The 16,379-nt window shown below is 54.2% G+C and carries 18 protein-coding genes, 1 pseudogene and 1 riboswitch; of the genes and pseudogenes, 10 read left to right on the forward strand and 9 right to left on the reverse strand.

The window, feature by feature from the left end:
* Positions 1–20 precede the first annotated feature (20 nt).
* A complete protein-coding gene (locus tag ACOTXD_RS13700; protein ID WP_003859927.1) occupies positions 21–365 on the forward strand; it encodes a RidA family protein in 345 nt (114 codons plus the stop codon).
* A 5-nt stretch (positions 366–370) separates the two neighbouring features.
* Here the strand turns inward: ACOTXD_RS13700 and ACOTXD_RS13705 are convergent, their stop codons facing one another.
* Positions 371–553, reverse strand: a complete 183-nt coding sequence (locus ACOTXD_RS13705) for a YoaH family protein (RefSeq protein ID WP_003859925.1) — start codon at positions 551–553, stop codon at positions 371–373.
* A 61-nt stretch (positions 554–614) separates the two neighbouring features.
* On the opposite strand from ACOTXD_RS13705, the gene pabB reads away from it, so the two are divergent.
* The 4 genes from pabB to ACOTXD_RS13725 all read left to right on the forward strand — a co-directional run bounded on the left by pabB (position 615) and on the right by ACOTXD_RS13725 (position 5,801).
* Entirely contained in the window at positions 615–1,949 is a 1,335-nt protein-coding gene (pabB, locus tag ACOTXD_RS13710; RefSeq protein ID WP_048240599.1) for an aminodeoxychorismate synthase component 1, read from the forward strand.
* Positions 1,946–2,524: a CoA pyrophosphatase gene (locus ACOTXD_RS13715; RefSeq protein ID WP_003859921.1), complete on the forward strand. Its 579-nt coding sequence runs from the start codon at positions 1,946–1,948 to the stop codon at positions 2,522–2,524. The genes pabB and ACOTXD_RS13715 overlap by 4 nt, the downstream gene beginning before the upstream one ends.
* 184 nt (positions 2,525–2,708) lie before the next feature.
* Positions 2,709–4,073: an L-serine ammonia-lyase gene (gene sdaA, locus ACOTXD_RS13720; RefSeq protein WP_061856484.1), complete on the forward strand. Its 1,365-nt coding sequence runs from the start codon at positions 2,709–2,711 to the stop codon at positions 4,071–4,073.
* 129 nt (positions 4,074–4,202) lie between these two features.
* Positions 4,203–5,801 (forward strand): EAL domain-containing protein, encoded by a 1,599-nt coding sequence (locus ACOTXD_RS13725; RefSeq protein WP_045329810.1) that lies wholly within the window; start codon positions 4,203–4,205, stop codon positions 5,799–5,801.
* A 6-nt stretch (positions 5,802–5,807) separates the two neighbouring features.
* Here the strand turns inward: ACOTXD_RS13725 and yoaE are convergent, their stop codons facing one another.
* Together yoaE and ACOTXD_RS13735 are read right to left on the reverse strand one after the other, a co-directional pair.
* On the reverse strand, positions 5,808–7,367 hold the full coding sequence (gene yoaE, locus ACOTXD_RS13730; RefSeq protein WP_003859916.1) for a CNNM family cation transport protein YoaE: 1,560 nt from the start codon (positions 7,365–7,367) through the stop codon (positions 5,808–5,810).
* Positions 7,355–7,564 (reverse strand): protein YoaL, encoded by a 210-nt coding sequence (locus ACOTXD_RS13735; RefSeq protein ID WP_073970467.1) that lies wholly within the window; start codon positions 7,562–7,564, stop codon positions 7,355–7,357. Before ACOTXD_RS13735 ends, yoaE begins: the two co-directional genes overlap by 13 nt.
* Before the next feature lie 265 nt (positions 7,565–7,829).
* On the opposite strand from ACOTXD_RS13735, the gene manX reads away from it, so the two are divergent.
* From manX to mntP, 5 genes are all read left to right on the forward strand, one after another.
* Positions 7,830–8,792, forward strand: a complete 963-nt coding sequence (gene manX / locus ACOTXD_RS13740) for a PTS mannose transporter subunit IIAB (protein ID WP_022651434.1) — start codon at positions 7,830–7,832, stop codon at positions 8,790–8,792.
* Between the two features lie 47 nt (positions 8,793–8,839).
* A complete protein-coding gene (manY, locus tag ACOTXD_RS13745) occupies positions 8,840–9,640 on the forward strand; it encodes a PTS mannose transporter subunit IIC (protein WP_003859914.1) in 801 nt (266 codons plus the stop codon).
* A gap of 12 nt (positions 9,641–9,652) precedes the next feature.
* On the forward strand, positions 9,653–10,504 hold the full coding sequence (locus ACOTXD_RS13750) for a PTS mannose transporter subunit IID (protein ID WP_006810994.1): 852 nt from the start codon (positions 9,653–9,655) through the stop codon (positions 10,502–10,504).
* Between the two features lie 54 nt (positions 10,505–10,558).
* Positions 10,559–11,017, forward strand: coding sequence for a DUF986 family protein (locus ACOTXD_RS13755; RefSeq protein WP_003859912.1), 459 nt, complete (start codon positions 10,559–10,561; stop codon positions 11,015–11,017).
* Positions 11,018–11,215: 198 nt separating this feature from the next.
* Positions 11,216–11,417, forward strand: a riboswitch (yybP-ykoY riboswitch).
* 1 nt (position 11,418) lies between these two features.
* Positions 11,419–11,985 (forward strand): manganese efflux pump MntP, encoded by a 567-nt coding sequence (gene mntP / locus ACOTXD_RS13760; RefSeq protein ID WP_003859911.1) that lies wholly within the window; start codon positions 11,419–11,421, stop codon positions 11,983–11,985.
* Here the strand turns inward: mntP and rlmA are convergent.
* From rlmA to mgrB, 6 genes and pseudogenes are all read right to left on the reverse strand, one after another.
* Positions 11,982–12,797, reverse strand: coding sequence for a 23S rRNA (guanine(745)-N(1))-methyltransferase (gene rlmA, locus ACOTXD_RS13765; RefSeq protein ID WP_023314329.1), 816 nt, complete (start codon positions 12,795–12,797; stop codon positions 11,982–11,984). The genes mntP and rlmA overlap by 4 nt on opposite strands.
* 39 nt (positions 12,798–12,836) lie before the next feature.
* Entirely contained in the window at positions 12,837–14,582 is a 1,746-nt protein-coding gene (gene ftsI / locus ACOTXD_RS13770; RefSeq protein WP_003859909.1) for a peptidoglycan glycosyltransferase FtsI, read from the reverse strand.
* A gap of 216 nt (positions 14,583–14,798) precedes the next feature.
* Entirely contained in the window at positions 14,799–15,008 is a 210-nt protein-coding gene (gene cspE / locus ACOTXD_RS13775) for a transcription antiterminator/RNA stability regulator CspE (protein ID WP_001062678.1), read from the reverse strand.
* Positions 15,009–15,020: 12 nt separating this feature from the next.
* Positions 15,021–15,165: pseudogene (locus ACOTXD_RS13780) on the reverse strand (DUF2627 domain-containing protein).
* Between the two features lie 668 nt (positions 15,166–15,833).
* Positions 15,834–16,121, reverse strand: a complete 288-nt coding sequence (locus ACOTXD_RS13785) for a YebO family protein (RefSeq protein WP_003859907.1) — start codon at positions 16,119–16,121, stop codon at positions 15,834–15,836.
* A 74-nt stretch (positions 16,122–16,195) separates the two neighbouring features.
* A complete protein-coding gene (gene mgrB, locus ACOTXD_RS13790) occupies positions 16,196–16,339 on the reverse strand; it encodes a PhoP/PhoQ regulator MgrB (protein ID WP_003859906.1) in 144 nt (47 codons plus the stop codon).
* Positions 16,340–16,379 lie beyond the last annotated feature (40 nt).

Here is a 16,379-nt window from a genome sequence, read left to right on the forward strand (position 1 = left end):
AAGATAACGAGGATACGTTTATGACAATTACGCGCATTGATGCCGAAGCCCGCTGGTCTGATGTGGTGATCCACAACCAGACGCTGTACTACACCGGCGTCCCTGCCAATCTGGACGCCGACGCCTTCGAGCAGACCGCCAACACCCTGGCGCAGATCGACGCCGTACTGGAAAAACAGGGCAGCGACAAATCCCGCATTCTGGATGCGACGATTTTTCTGGCGAATAAAGACGATTTCGCGGCGATGAATAAAGCATGGGATGCGTGGGTGGTGGCGGGTCACGCGCCTGTACGCTGCACCGTACAGGCCACGCTGATGAAACCGGAATATAAGGTTGAGATCAAGATTATCGCGGCAGTGTAAGCCGGTTATTCTTCATCTTCATCCTCAAAGCGCGCCACGATCCGCTCGCCGGTATGGGTGGCGCGAAGTTCTTCCGCGACCTGGGAAATTGCCTGTCCGCTGCTCATCCCCTGGGACATCAGCTCCTGAATACGTTCAACGGCTTTCTGCTGTTGGTCATGGCTGAGAGAAGGTAAACCTGCAAACATCGTTAACTCCTGCTAAATTATTCGCGCTAATTATTTCACGCTGCCCGGTAGTATGCCATACATGAACATGCGCTTCCCCACTGTTATGACCTTGCCCTGGCGTGCTGACGCCGCGGAGTTCTGGTTTGCCCGTCTGAGCCACCTTCCTTTTGCCATGCTGCTGCACTCCGGCCATGCGGATCACCCCTACAGCCGCTTTGATATTCTGGTGGCCGACCCGGTTAAAACGCTGACGACCGATGCGCTGTCGCCAACGGACGATCCGCTGATGCGGCTTCAGAACGAGATCGATGCTCTGGGCTTAACTGCCACACCTGATCCGGATCTGCCTTTCCAGGGGGGCGCGCTGGGCCTGTTTGGTTACGATCTGGGTCGCCGTTTCGAAAAGCTGCCCGAGCATGCGCAGGCGGATATTTCCCTGCCGGATATGGCGGTGGGGCTGTATGACTGGGCGCTGATCGTGGATCACCGTAAGCAGACGGTTTCTCTGCTGAGCCACCGGGACGTACAGGCGCGTCTGGCCTGGCTTGAGGCGCAACGGCCCGCCGCCCCGGAACACTTTATGCTGACCTCCGGCTGGCGCTCGAACATGAGCGCGGAGGAATACGCGGAAAAATTCTCCCGTGTGCAGGCGTATCTTCACAGTGGCGACTGTTATCAGGTCAACCTTGCCCAGCGTTTCCAGGCGGAGTACAAGGGAGACGAATGGCAGGCGTTTACCCGCCTCAATGCCAGCAATAAGGCCCCGTTCAGTGCATTTTTACGCTTTGAACACGGCGCCATACTCAGCCTTTCGCCTGAGCGTTTTATCCACCTGGCTGACGGTATGATTCAGACCCGCCCAATAAAGGGCACACTGCCGCGCCTTGCCAACGCCGACGCCGACCGCCAGCAGGCGGAGACGCTGGCGGCCTCTCCCAAAGATCGTGCTGAAAACCTGATGATTGTCGATCTGATGCGCAATGATATTGGTCGCGTCGCCGAGCCGGGCAGCGTGCGCGTGCCGGAGCTGTTCGTCGTGGAGCCATTCCCGGCGGTGCATCATCTGGTCAGCACCATCACCGCACGCCTGCCGGCCTCGCGAACCGCCTGCGATCTGCTCCGCGCCGCGTTTCCGGGCGGCTCCATCACCGGCGCGCCGAAGGTCCGGGCGATGGAGATCATCGACGAACTGGAACCACATCGCCGCAACGCCTGGTGCGGCAGCATCGGCTATGTGAGTCTGTGCGGCACCATGGATACCAGCATCACTATTCGCACCCTGACGGCGTGCGACGGTAACCTGTACTGTTCCGCAGGCGGTGGCATTGTGGCCGATAGCCAGGTCGAGGCGGAATATCAGGAAACCTTTGATAAAGTGAATCGTATCCTGAAACAACTGGAGAATTTACGGTGAAGAAAGACAACCTGACGCTGGATGATTTTCTGTCGCGCTTTCAGCTTCTGCGGCCCCAGGTTAGCCGCGCCACGCTGAATCAACGTCAGGCGGCGGTGCTGATCCCGGTCGTGCGCCGTGAGCAGCCGGGTCTGTTGCTTACCCAGCGCTCACCGCATATGCGAAAACACGCCGGTCAGGTTGCGTTTCCGGGCGGCGCGGTGGACAGCACCGATGCATCCCTGATTGCCGCCGCACTGCGTGAAGCGCATGAGGAAGTGGCGATCCCCCCGGAGACAGTCGAGGTGATCGGCGTGCTGCCGCCAGTGGACAGCGTAACCGGTTTTCAGGTCACGCCGGTCGTTGGCATTATTCCGCCCGATCTTCAGTATCACGCCAGCGTCGATGAAGTTTCAGCGGTGTTCGAAATGCCGCTGGAAGAGGCCCTTCGTCTGGGCCGCTATCACCCACTGGATATTCACCGCCGCGGACACGATCATCGGGTCTGGCTGTCGTGGTATCAGCATTATTTTGTCTGGGGCATGACGGCAGGCATCATTCGTGAGCTGGCCCTGCAAATCGGCCTGAAGCCTTGACTATACTTTACATTCCGCCCTTTTCTGGCAGGTTTGCGATCGGCGTCGCGCTATTAGCAAAACCATCGTTAACCATTAGTTTAATTCATGTGAATAGTTAAGCCGAGGTTGGTGTTCCCTCTTACACTATGCGCAGTTATAACATCGTTACTGGAACCCCAGTAACCCTGTCAGGAGTGTGAAAGTGATTAGTATATTCGACATGTTCAAAGTGGGGATTGGTCCTTCCTCTTCCCACACTGTAGGGCCGATGAAGGCCGGTAAACAGTTCGTCGATGATCTGGTCGAAAAAGGATTACTGGAAAGCGTTACCCGTGTCGCCGTAGACGTTTACGGTTCACTGTCATTAACGGGTAAAGGCCACCACACCGATATCGCCATTATTATGGGTCTGGCAGGCAATATGCCGGACACTATTGATATTGATGCCATTCCGGCATTTATCCGCGACGTGGAAACGCGCGGACGCTTACTGCTGGCTAACGGTCAGCACGAAGTGGACTTCCCGCAGGATGACGGGATGCGTTTTCGTAGCGACAACCTGCCGCTGCATGAAAACGGCATGACCATCCACGCCTGGAGCGGCGAAAAAGAGATCTACAGTAAAACCTACTACTCCATCGGCGGCGGCTTTATCGTTGACGAAGAACACTTTGGTAAAGAGAGCGCGGGCGACGTCAATGTGCCCTATCCGTTTAAATCGGCCACCGAGATGCTGGGCTACTGCAAAGAGACCGGTCTGTCCCTGTCCGGCATGGTGATGCAGAACGAACTGGCGCTGCACAGCAAGAAAGAGATCGAAGACTATTTTGCTAACGTGTGGCAAACCATGCGCGCCTGTATTGACCGCGGGATGAACACCGAGGGTGTTCTGCCTGGGCCTCTGCGCGTACCGCGTCGTGCCTCTGCGCTGCGCCGCATGCTGGTCACCACCGACAAGTTCTCCAATGACCCAATGAACGTGGTCGACTGGGTGAACATGTTTGCCCTCGCGGTTAACGAAGAGAACGCAGCGGGTGGTCGCGTGGTGACGGCGCCGACCAACGGCGCGTGCGGTATCGTTCCGGCGGTGCTGGCCTATTACGATCACTTTATTGAGCCCGTGACACCGGATATCTATATCCGTTATTTCCTCGCGGCAGGCGCTATCGGCGCGCTGTACAAAATGAATGCGTCCATCTCTGGTGCCGAAGTAGGCTGTCAGGGTGAAGTGGGCGTGGCCTGCTCTATGGCGGCAGCGGGTCTGGCGGAACTGTTGGGCGCCAGCCCTGAGCAGGTGTGCGTGGCGGCGGAAATCGGTATGGAGCACAACCTCGGTCTGACCTGTGACCCGGTTGCCGGTCAGGTGCAGGTGCCGTGCATTGAGCGTAACGCCATCGCCTCCGTCAAAGCGATCAACGCCTCGCGTATGGCGATGCGCCGTACCAGCGAGCCACGCGTGTCGCTGGATAAGGTTATTGAAACCATGTACGAAACCGGCAAGGACATGAACGCGAAGTACCGTGAGACCTCGCGCGGCGGTCTGGCCATTAAGGTGCAGTGCGACTAAGCCTTCCTTTCGCCCATCTGCAACGGATGGGCGAATTTTCCCCTCTCGTCTCGTCGCTTCACGTATTCCCCACTACACTGTCACTGTTGCGTCTGGCTTTTCTGGCCGGTGCTTAACAGGCGACCGTTCATGCAAACTGCACAAACGATCATTAAAGACTATCGCCGAAAACGCGTTATCGTCTGTGTCACGGTTGCGCTCGTTACGCTCGTCCTGACGCTGGGCATTCGCTTTATTTCACAGCGCAACATAAATCAGGATCGGATCCACGACTTTACCCACCACACCGTGCGTGCGCTTGATAAGGTGCTTCTCTCGTTAGAGGTCCAGCGTGAAACGCTACTTTCACTGGTTGGCATACCCTGTTCCGAAGCAAATCTAATCCTGCGAAAACAGGCGGCGATCCTCCAGACCGTACGCTCCATCGCCCTCATTCAAGACGGAATACTGTATTGCTCAAGCGTCTTTGGCAGCCGTAATGTGCCCGTCAGTGAGTTTGTGCCGGAGCTTCCAGTCAGTGAATCCAGGCTGCTGCTGTCGACTGACCGGTGGCTGGTAAAAGGCAGCCCGGTACTGATTCAGTGGTCTCCCGTTGCGGGCGACGGCAACGACGGGGTGATGGAGGTGGTGAATATCGATCTCATCACTAAAATGATTCTCGAGCCGCAGCGGCCGCAGATCACCGACGTTGTCCTGAGAGTAGGAGATAACTTCCTCCGCGACGGGCAACAGGTGACGACTACGCCGACCTTCGATGAAAACGCCTCCCTGCTGGAACAGTCGTCACAACATTACCCTTTCAGCGTCACGGTGAGCGGCCCCGGGCCTGGCGAAATGGCGTTAAAAAATCTGCCCACCCAGCTGCCGCTGGCGTTGATGCTCAGCTTACTGATGGGCTATATCGCCTGGCTCGCCACGGCGCGGCGAATCAGTTTCACCTGGGAAATCAACATGGGAATTGCGGCCCGGGAGTTTGAACTCTTCTGCCAGCCGCTGGTGAATGCCCGCACCCGGGAATGCGCCGGCGTCGAGATCCTCCTGCGCTGGAACAACCCGCGTCAGGGATGGATTTCGCCCGATGTCTTTATCCCTCTGGCCGAAGAACATAACCTGATTGTTCCGCTTACCCGCTACGTCATCAGCGAAACGGTGCGGCAGATAGGCTATTTCCCTGCCTCGCGCGATTTCCATATCGGCATTAACGTGGCCGCCAGCCATTTTCGCCGCGCTGCGCTTATCCAGGATCTCAACCGCATCTGGTTTAACGCCAGCCCTGTTCAACAGTTGATCGTGGAGTTAACCGAACGCGATGCGTTGCTGGATGTGGATTACCGCATCGTGCGGGAGCTGCACCGCAAAGGGGTGAAACTTGCGATTGATGATTTTGGTACCGGCAACAGCTCACTTTCATGGCTAGAAAAACTGCATCCGGATGTGCTGAAAATTGATAAATCCTTCACCACCGCGATCGGCACCGACGCCGTGAACTCAACGGTAACAGATATTATTATTGCGCTTGGCCAGCGACTGAATATTGAACTGGTTGCGGAAGGGGTGGAAACCGAGGAGCAGTCACGCTACCTGCGCCGTCACAGCGTACATATTTTGCAGGGGTACTTGTATGCGCGGCCAATGCCGCTGCGCGAGTTTCCGAAATGGCTGGCGGAAAGCCACTCTCCGCCAGCCCGTCACAACGGACACATCGTGCCCTTACTGCCGTTACGCTAGATAACGTTACTCTTCTTCGTCGTGCGCAGAGTGCTCTTTAACAATACGCACCATATCAACGCGATAGTCGTTGGCTTCGACGATGGTAATTTGCAGCGGCGGCAGCTCCAGCACATCACCGATACGCGGGATCTGCCCGTTAACGGAGATCACCAGCCCCGCCACGGTGGCAATGTCTTCATCATCATTGACCACGTTTTCAACGCCCAGCGTGTGCGAGAGCGCGTGCAGGTCGGTGGTGCCTTTCACCAGCCAGCCGTCACCGTCGGCAACGATTTCCGGGGTTTCATCCGCATCAGGGAATTCACCGGCAATGGCTTCCAGCACGTCCAACGGCGTCACCAGGCCCTGTACCACACCAAATTCGTTGGTGACGATAACAAAGCTCCCGCGAGCACGACGCAATACGCCCAGCAGGTTGATCGGATCCAGCGTTTCAGGCACCACGATTGCGGGCGACGCGGCCGCTACGGCCTCGACGTTAACGCCCTCTTCCAGCGCCACCAGCATCTCTTTCGCGCGTACCACACCGATGATCTCATCCAGCTCACCCCGGCAGACCGGGAACAGGCTGTGCGGCGAGGAGAGCAGCTGCTGACGAATTTCGTCGACGCTCAGGTTGGCGTCCACCCAGCTGATTTCGCCGCGCGGCGTCATAATACCGCGCAGGGAGCGGGAAGCCAGCGAAAGCACGCCATTGATCATGTAGCGTTCTTCTTCCACAAACGCGCCTTCCGGCACCGGAACCGGGTTGCGGTTCTCGTTATCAGCCTGCACGTTCACCTGACGACGCCCGCCCATCAGTCGCAGAATCGCATCTGCGGTACGGGCTCGCAGCGGCTGATTCGACTGCTGCTTAATAAAGTTACGGCGCGCAATCTGGTTAAACAGCTCGATCAGAATCGAGAAGCCAATCGCGGCGTACAGGTAGCCTTTCGGAATATGGAAGCCAAACCCTTCTGCCACCAGACTCAGACCAATCATCAGCAGGAAGCTCAGACACAGCACAACGACCGTCGGATGCTGGTTGACGAAACGCGTCAGCGGTTTCGACGCCAGCAGCATTACCGCCATCGCAATCACCACCGCCGCCATCATCACCGGCAGATGGTTCACCATGCCGACCGCCGTAATCACCGCATCCAGTGAGAAGACCGCATCAAGCACCACAATCTGGAGAACAACCACCCAGAAGCTGGCATAACCCTTACCGTGGCCATCATCGTGCTGCCGGTTCTCCAGCCGTTCATGCAGCTCTGTTGTGGCTTTGAACAGCAGGAACAGTCCCCCTACCAGCATAATTAAATCGCGGCCGGAGAAGGTGAAATCCATGACGGTGAACAGGGGCTTCGTCAGGGTGACCATCCACGAGATAACAGACAGTAAGCCCAGACGCATGATCAGCGCCAGCGAGAGGCCGATCAGACGGGCTTTATCACGCTGTTTCGGCGGCAGTTTATCTGCGAGGATGGCGATAAACACCAGGTTATCAATACCGAGAACGATCTCCAGCACGACCAGCGTAAGCAAGCCTACCCAGATTGACGGGTCCATTAAGAATTCCATGACACGCCCCTGCTAAAGGAATGACAAAACGGTGCCCCGCTAATGTCGGGCATTTCAAAGGGAATGAGAGTCGATGCGTGGCGAAGATCGCCGGTGATTAAGGCGCGGAATGGCCTGGAAGATGACTGACGTCGGTGACGGTCCATATAGTGGGCTGTAGCCCTATACTCCTGAATAATTAAACGGACGCTAAACATATCAGAGACAATTGGTTTTTAGCAAAGATTTACGTTCCTTTGCAAACTTCTGTAACACACGCGGATTATCTTAGAGAAAAATCTGTAAGGCGTAGCTAAATTACGGATCTTCATCACATAAATTATTTTTTCACTATCTAAAATAATTCGCGGAAGTCTTAGTTTTTTGAACTCTAACCCTTATCTGAATCGATTCGGTTCGCCAATACGATTCTCAGTACGCCTGCCTGGCAGACGTATAAATGATAATAAAAGGAGGTAGCAAGTGACCATTGCTATTGTCATAGGCACACATGGTTGGGCTGCGGAGCAGTTACTCAAAACGGCAGAAATGCTGTTGGGCGAGCAGGAAAACGTCGGCTGGATCGATTTCGTTCCCGGTGAAAATGCCGAGACGCTGATTGAAAAATACACTGCTCAGCTTGAGAAGCTGGATACCAGCAAAGGCGTGCTGTTTCTCGTGGATACATGGGGCGGCAGCCCGTTCAACGCTGCCAGCCGCATTGTCGTCGATAAAGAGCATTATGAAGTCGTCGCCGGGGTGAATATCCCGATGTTGGTGGAAACCTTCATGGCGCGTGACGACAACCCAGGCTTTGACGAGCTGGTGGCGCTGGCGGTGGAAACCGGTCGCGAAGGCGTGAAGGCGCTGAAAGCGCAGCCGGTTGAAAAACCTGCCCCTGCCCCTGCTGCACCAAAAGCCGCTGCACCGGCGAAGCCAATGGGTCCGAACGATTACATGGTTATCGGCCTTGCGCGTATTGATGACCGTCTGATCCACGGCCAGGTGGCGACGCGCTGGACCAAAGAGACCAACGTACAACGCATCATCGTGGTCAGTGACGAAGTGGCCGCCGACACTGTCCGTAAAACCCTTCTTACCCAGGTTGCACCGCCGGGCGTCACCGCGCACGTCGTGGATGTCGCCAAAATGATCCGCGTTTACAACAACCCGAAATACGCGGGCGAACGCGTGATGCTTCTGTTCACCAACCCGACAGACGTTGAACGCATTGTTGAAGGCGGCGTGAAAATCACCTCCGTTAACATTGGCGGTATGGCTTTCCGTCAGGGCAAAACGCAGGTCAACAACGCGATTTCAGTGGATGCGAAAGATATCGAGGCCTTCAACAAGCTGAATGCACGCGGTATCGAGCTGGAAGCCCGTAAGGTTTCCACGGATCAGAAACTGAAAATGATGGATTTGATCGGCAAAGTGGGGAAATAAGCCCGGGCCGGTTTTTCATATAGAGCTTATGTAATAGGAGAAGTGCAATGGAGATTACTACTCTTCAGATTGTGCTGGTGTTCATCGTCGCGTGTATTGCGGGTATGGAGTCCGTACTTGATGAATTTCAGTTCCACCGACCTCTGGTGGCCTGTACGTTGATTGGCGCCGTTCTCGGTGACATGAAAACCGGTATCATCATCGGTGGTACCCTGGAAATGATCGCCCTCGGCTGGATGAACATCGGTGCGGCAGTTGCGCCAGATGCCGCGCTGGCGTCCATTATTTCGACCGTTCTGGTTATCGCCGGTCATCAGAGTATTGGTGCCGGTATCGCGCTGGCCATCCCGCTGGCCGCAGCGGGTCAGGTGCTGACCATTATTGTCCGTACTATTACCGTGGCCTTCCAGCACGCGGCGGATAAGGCGGCCGAAAACGGCAACCTCACCGCGCTCTCCTGGATCCACGTTTCTTCCCTGTTCCTGCAAGCGATGCGTATCGCGATCCCTGCAGTTATCGTGGCGATTTCTGTCGGTACCAGCGAAGTTCAGGGCATGCTGAATGCGATCCCTGAAGTGGTCACCAGCGGTCTGAATATCGCCGGGGGTATGATCGTGGTGGTCGGTTATGCGATGGTCATCAACATGATGCGCGCGGGCTACCTGATGCCATTCTTCTACCTCGGCTTCGTTACCGCTGCGTTCACCAACTTCAACCTGGTTGCGCTGGGTGTGATTGGTGCGGTGATGGCGATTCTTTATATCCAGCTCAGCCCGAAATACAACCGTGTCGCGGGTGCCCCTGCGCAGGCTGCTGGTAACAACGATCTCGATAACGAACTGGACTAACAGGTGAGCGAAATGGTTGATATGACAAAAACTACCACTGAGAAAAAACTCACTCCGGGTGATATTCGTGGCGTGTTCATCCGTTCTAACCTGTTTCAGGGTTCATGGAACTTCGAACGTATGCAGGCGCTCGGCTTCTGCTTCTCCATGGTGCCGGCCATCAAACGCCTGTATCCGGAAAACAACGAAGCACGCCGTCAGGCAATTAAGCGTCATCTGGAATTCTTCAACACCCATCCTTATGTTGCGGCGCCGGTTCTGGGCGTGACGCTGGCGATGGAAGAGCAGCGTGCGAACGGGGCTGAAATCGACGATGGTGCCATCAACGGTATCAAAGTTGGTCTGATGGGGCCGCTGGCAGGCGTGGGCGACCCGATTTTCTGGGGTACCGTGCGTCCGGTCTTTGCGGCGCTGGGCGCCGGGATCGCCATGAGCGGCAGCCTGCTCGGTCCTCTGCTGTTCTTCATCCTGTTCAACGCGGTGCGTCTGCTGACCCGTTACTACGGCGTGGCGTACGGCTATCGTAAAGGTGTGGATATCGTTAAGGATATGGGCGGCGGCTTCCTGCAAAAACTGACTGAGGGGGCGTCAATTCTCGGCCTGTTTGTAATGGGGGCGCTGGTTAACAAGTGGACGCACGTAAACATCCCGCTGGTGGTATCAACGATCACCGGTCAGGATGGTCAGACGCGCGTTACCACCGTGCAAACCATTCTGGACCAGCTGATGCCGGGCCTGGTACCGCTGCTGTTAACCTTCGCCTGTATGTGGCTGCTGCGTAAGAAAGTGAACCCGCTTTGGATCATCGTTGGCTTCTTCGTCATCGGTATCGCGGGCTACGCTGTCGGCCTGCTGGGTCTGTAATAAAATGCGTTACTGACCGGGGGCTTGCCCCCGGTCTTTTTATCTGGAGGATGAATGACTGTCACGGACACCGTACTGGTTTTATTTATTGTTGCCCTTCTGGCTTACGCGATCTATGACGAGTTTATTATGCCTCGCCGCCACGGCGAGACGCTGCTGACCCTTCCCCTCTTACGCCGTGGACGTATTGATGCGTTTATCTTCGCCGGTCTGGTAGTCATCCTCATTTACAATAATGTGACCAGCCACGGCGCAATATTAACCACATGGTTATTATGTGCGCTGGCATTAATGGCGATTTACCTGTTCTGGATCCGCTCGCCAAAACTCATTTTTAAAAAACACGGATTCTTCTTCGCCAATGTCTGGATAGAATATAACCGTATTAAAGAGATGAATTTATCCGAAGACGGGGTTCTGGTGATGCAATTAGAACAACGCCGCCTGCTCATCCGGGTCAGAAATATTGATGACCTGGAAAAGATATACAAATTACTTGTTAAAACTCAATGAGTTATCATTATAGCATCGGCTATATATTGCATTATTCTTGAACCAGCAATATAGCCGGTGCTATATCTCCACTGTTAATTGACTTATATTTATTAACGATATTTTCACGCATAAATCTAAATGAAAATCGTTATCAACATAGTGGCTATATAAAGCCATCTTCGTTGTTGTTTTATATTCTCAAAATATGTTAAGGTTGCGCCCGTCGTTGGGGAGTAGCCGATTTCCTGCCTGCGGGAAATGTACGTGTCAACATACTCGTTGAAAAACGTGGCGCGTACGGATCGTTTTTAAGCACAATTACTGTGCCAGAAGCGATCAGGCGAGACCATAGATACATCAACTGCTGTTTACTGGGGGCAGTGATGTGTCATATGGATATCCCCGGTCTGGACGCTCTTATGAATATCTCCGCTACGATCCTTCTGGCTTTTGGCATGTCCATGGACGCATTTGCCGCCTCTATCGGCAAAGGTGCCACTCTCCATAAACCTAAATTTTCCGAAGCCCTGCGTACCGGTCTCATCTTTGGCGCTATCGAAACGCTGACGCCGCTTATCGGCTGGGGACTGGGGATGCTCGCCAGCCAGTTTGTGCTGGAGTGGAATCACTGGATTGCTTTCGTGCTGCTGGTGTTCCTCGGCGGACGTATGGTGATTGAAGGTTTTCGTGGCAACGGCGATGAAGATGATGCGCCGCTGCAACGCCACGGCTTCTGGCTTCTGGTGACAACCGCCATCGCAACCAGCCTGGATGCAATGGCCGTGGGTGTCGGTCTGGCGTTTTTGCAGGTCAATATTATCGCCACCGCGCTGGCGATTGGCTGCGCCACGCTGATCATGTCAACGCTGGGGATGATGGTGGGTCGGTTCATTGGCCCGCTGTTAGGCAAACGCGCCGAAATTCTGGGCGGTATCGTGTTGATCGGGATTGGTGCCCAAATCCTTTGGGCACACTTCGCGGGTTAACCTTCGCGCTGCCAGCAATGGATGCTGAAATCCGTCTGGCAGCGAAATTCTGTCTGCGCTGCCAGCGTTTCCCACACCTCTGGTTTTGCCCGCCACGCAAACGGCGTCATTTGCAGTAACGCCACCGCTTCACTTCCCTGCAACGTCATTTCATACGCTACCGACTGCGCCTGCTTTAACGCAAAGCCTGCCAGCTGTTCAGAGTGCGGCGCATGCAGGTGAACTTCATCATAGATCAGCCCTTTTAGCTCCAGCAGATGACGCGGCCCTGGCGTGACGGTGATAACCCAGCCACCGGGCTTAACGACGCGCGCCAGCTCCTCTGCCTTGCACGGCGCATAGATACGCACCACGGCGTCCATACTCGCTTTTTCAAACGGCAGGCGGTGGCTGGAGGCCACGCAGAACGTTACCGCTGAGTAGCGTTTGGCTGCCGCACGGATTGCCACTTTCGACACGTCCAGCCCGTAAGTTTCGGCGCCCTTCTCAGCCGCTACGTCAGCAAACGTGGCGGTGTAGTAGCCTTCGCCGCAGCCGATATCCAGCATGGCGGATGCGCCTTCTGTCAGATATTCACGGAGTATGGCGACAACGGCATCCCTGAGCGGTTGATAATGCCCGGCATCGAGAAACGCCCGGCGCGCCTGCATCATCTCCGCGCTGTCACCCGGGTCCCGGGAGCGCTTGTGCTGTACCGGCAGAAGATTTACATAGCCCTCTTTCGCCCGGTCAAACTGATGTCCCTGTGGACAGATAAACGTTTTCTCCGCGCGCGTCAGCGGCGCGTGGCAAAGGGGACAACTGAAAGACATGACAGCTCCATGGCGTAAACCAAAAGGCGAAGTGTACCGCTATTCGCCAGGGTTATAAACGGCTGGGTGATGCATCACGATCAGATGGTCAGAATCTGCCGGCAGCCCGTCAGGCTTTACGTTTTCCAGACGCAGAACGTTCCCCATAATTTCGCTGAAAACGGGCGCGGAAACGGCCCCGCCGTAATAGGCACCGTTTTGCGGATCGTTAATCACCACCACCAGCGCAAAACGGGGATCGCTGGCAGGCGCAACGCCTGCGGTATAGGCGACGTATTTATCCACATACTTACCGTGTTCATCGATTTTTTTGGCCGTCCCGGTTTTTATCGCCACGCGATAGTTACGCACCGCCGCTTTGATTCCACCACCGCCGGGTAATGCGACGCTCTCCATCATGTGCTCCACCTCGTGAACAATTTCCTCGGGCATCACCCGCTTGCCAATCACCGGCGGATCGATTCGGGTGATGGACAGAGGCCGTTCAATGCCATAGCTGCCGATGGTGGCATACACATGCGCCAGCTGGAGGGGGGTTACCATCAGGCCATATCCAAAGGCAAAGGTCGCCCGGTCTAACTGGCTCCAGAATTTCCGCTGCGGCAGTAAACCTGCGCTTTCTCCCGTTAAGCCAAGCCCGGTACTCTCGCCAAAGCCAAAGTGTTTATAGGTATCCAGTAACCGTTGCACAGGCATCGCCAGCGAAAGACGGGACACGCCCGTGTCACTGGATTTTTGCAGGATGCCGGTCATCGTCAGCTCGGGATAGTAGCCCACATCGCGGATACGATGGCCATCAATGGTGTAGGGATGCGTGTCTATGACGCTGTCAGGCTGTACCAGCCCCTGCTGTAGCGCCGTCATCAGCACCAGAGGCTTAACGGTAGAGCCAGGTTCAAAGGTGTCGCTGATCGCGCGATTGCGAAAATCATCCAGCGTTGCCCCTTCCCGGTTGTTGGGGTTGAAGTCGGGGAAGCTCGCCATTGCCAGAATTTCGCCCGTCTGGATATTAATTAGCACCGACGCGCCTGACTCAGCTTTGTTCCACGCCACGGCATTATCCAGCGCGTCTTCGGTGATAGTTTGCAGGCGTTCATCGATACTAAGCTGGATATTATGTGCAGGTACGGGAGCCACCTCCGTGAGGTTCTCCACCACATGTCCGTAGCGATCTTTCCTGACCAGCCGCACGCCTGCCTTCCCGGTAAGCTGCGTGTTGAAGCTTTTCTCGACACCCTCAATGCCCTGACCATCAATATTGGTGAAGCCAATCAGGTTCGCCGCCACGTGCCCGGCAGGATAAAAGCGGCGGGACTCATCGCGAAGGTTGATACCCGGAAGACGCAGCTTATCGATCCACTTTGCCTGGGAGGGATCAACCTGACGGGCAAGGTAAATAAATCGCCCGTGCGGGTTACTGTTGATTCGCGATGCGAGCGTGCTCAGAGAAAGATGTAAGGCGTTTGCCAGGGCCTGCCAGCGCGAATCATAACCGATCCCCCCTTTTTCCAGCACTGTTTTGGGATCGGCCCAGACGGCCTGGACAGGTACGCTCACCGCAAGGGGTCGTCCTTCACGGTCCACAATCATCCCCCGCGGGGCGTCTATCGCCACTTCGCGCAGGGAGCGCATATCCTCCTGCTTAACCAGATTATCCGGTTTGATAATTTGCAGCCACGCCACGCGGCCCAGCAGAAACGCAAGACTACAAAAGATAGCGAGACACAGAAGTGCAAAACGTGCCGGAGTAAAGTTTCCGGTGGTCGTTATTGTCTTTTTTTTCACCTTAACCCCAGGGCTGTTGATCAACGCCCTGATTTAACGGGAAAAGCTGATAATAAGGCGGGAAAACAATGCTAATATTCTCGCGGGTTTGCAACAAGATAATAACAGCGGAGGATTACGTAATATTTTGAAAAATAAGTGAATAAAAAAGCCCCGCATCGGCGAGGCTTATGTCTGGGATCGAAGCGCTGAGCGCTTCAGTCAGCAGTGATTCGATCAGATAGCAGTTACGTTAACCGCAGCTGGGCCTTTCTGGCCATCCTGAATTTCGAACTCAACGTTCTGGCCTTCAGCCAGAGTTTTGAAGCCGTTACCCTGGATTGCAGAGAAGTGTACGAACACATCTTTGCTGCCGTCAGCAGGAGTAATGAAACCAAAACCTTTAGACTCGTTGAACCACTTAACTTGACCTTTAATCTTTGCCATTTGCAAAATTCCTTAGAGTGTTTTCTTAGCCCGCAGGCTTTGACTTAGATAAAACTGAGACATTACTGCTTGAGGCACTAATATAAGGTTCGGCAGAGAAGCGGTATTCAACGACAACGTGTTTACTCAGGACTTCTTTACTGAAAATGCCACACATAAACAGAACTGTACCTCGTTTGACCCAAAACGTGTTATCACACACAACGTTTAATATGGCAAGCCATTTTTAAACATGTCTCGATCCGCCGCACAAATTCAGGTGTTACTCCATAACAATCTGCACAGTTATGCGAATTGTCAAATGAAGCGCTACCTGACCTCACTGCCCGCAGGGTGCGTTGACGTGCCCTGTAATCAAAGACTTTTTAAACATAGCTCAATCATTTCAAAGCGTCCATCCCAATCCCTGATTTTCTTTAAAAGAATGACTGAGTTAGAACATTTTGTGAAAAGTTATGCTGAAAACATTGCAACGCACCGACATGTGTCAGGGAATATACGATGTTAATTACATTTTGCTAATTGTATTAAAATCCACCATTTAATTAGCGTTATTCTGCACCAAAATAATGAAATTTTTATGACTCTGCCTCAAAACAAGGCAAGCAAAACGTTTCGATAAAAATAAAACACTTCGGGAAAGATAAAACACACAATTTATTCAACGAAACGGTAATTATCGAATAAGGATAAATATTCACCAGTTTTCAGTATGCTGAAACAATAGTTAACTGCTGCTTAATTATATGTTGGGATGTTGTGGATCACATTTGATAAGGGAGGGGATTTACGCCGTACGTCAGGCCACCTCCCTTTCCGGGCAAACTATCGTTCGGCTACCAGGCGAATGAAGTCTTCCTCGTCCTGTTGTTGAGCAACAGCGTCCTTAGGTACCGCTTTCTCCTCCGGCTCGTTGGCTTCGCACAGACGACGCAGCAACGCATTCTGCCGTTTCTGCTGATCGAGCAATGCTTCCAGCAGTTCAATCTGCTCGTTTGTGCGGGAGCTGGCGCGGTTAACGAAGAACCACAGTACCAGCCCAACGACCAGCACCACCAAAGACATTACCAGGGATGCAATGCTCAGCAGCCCCGAATTCAGTAACTCACCCATTTCACCACCTCAGTAAAAACAGTCATTTTACCACTGCCGCCACGTAAGGACATCACTCAGCGTAAAAATGGCCTCTACCAGGGGATAAACTTATTGATTGAACAAATGCCGCTAAAGAATTGTACATCCTGATCGCACATCACATTGATAGTCTGCGTCCACAGCACCACACAAGCTATCAACACTATAATCAGAATTACCCAGCGTATTTTTTTCACTCCACACTCCGTCTTATGACCTGATGCAGCCAGGTTATCA

The organism is Enterobacter cloacae complex sp. CDL013, from assembly GCF_049238805.1.
GTDB lineage: Bacteria > Pseudomonadota > Gammaproteobacteria > Enterobacterales > Enterobacteriaceae > Enterobacter > Enterobacter hormaechei_C.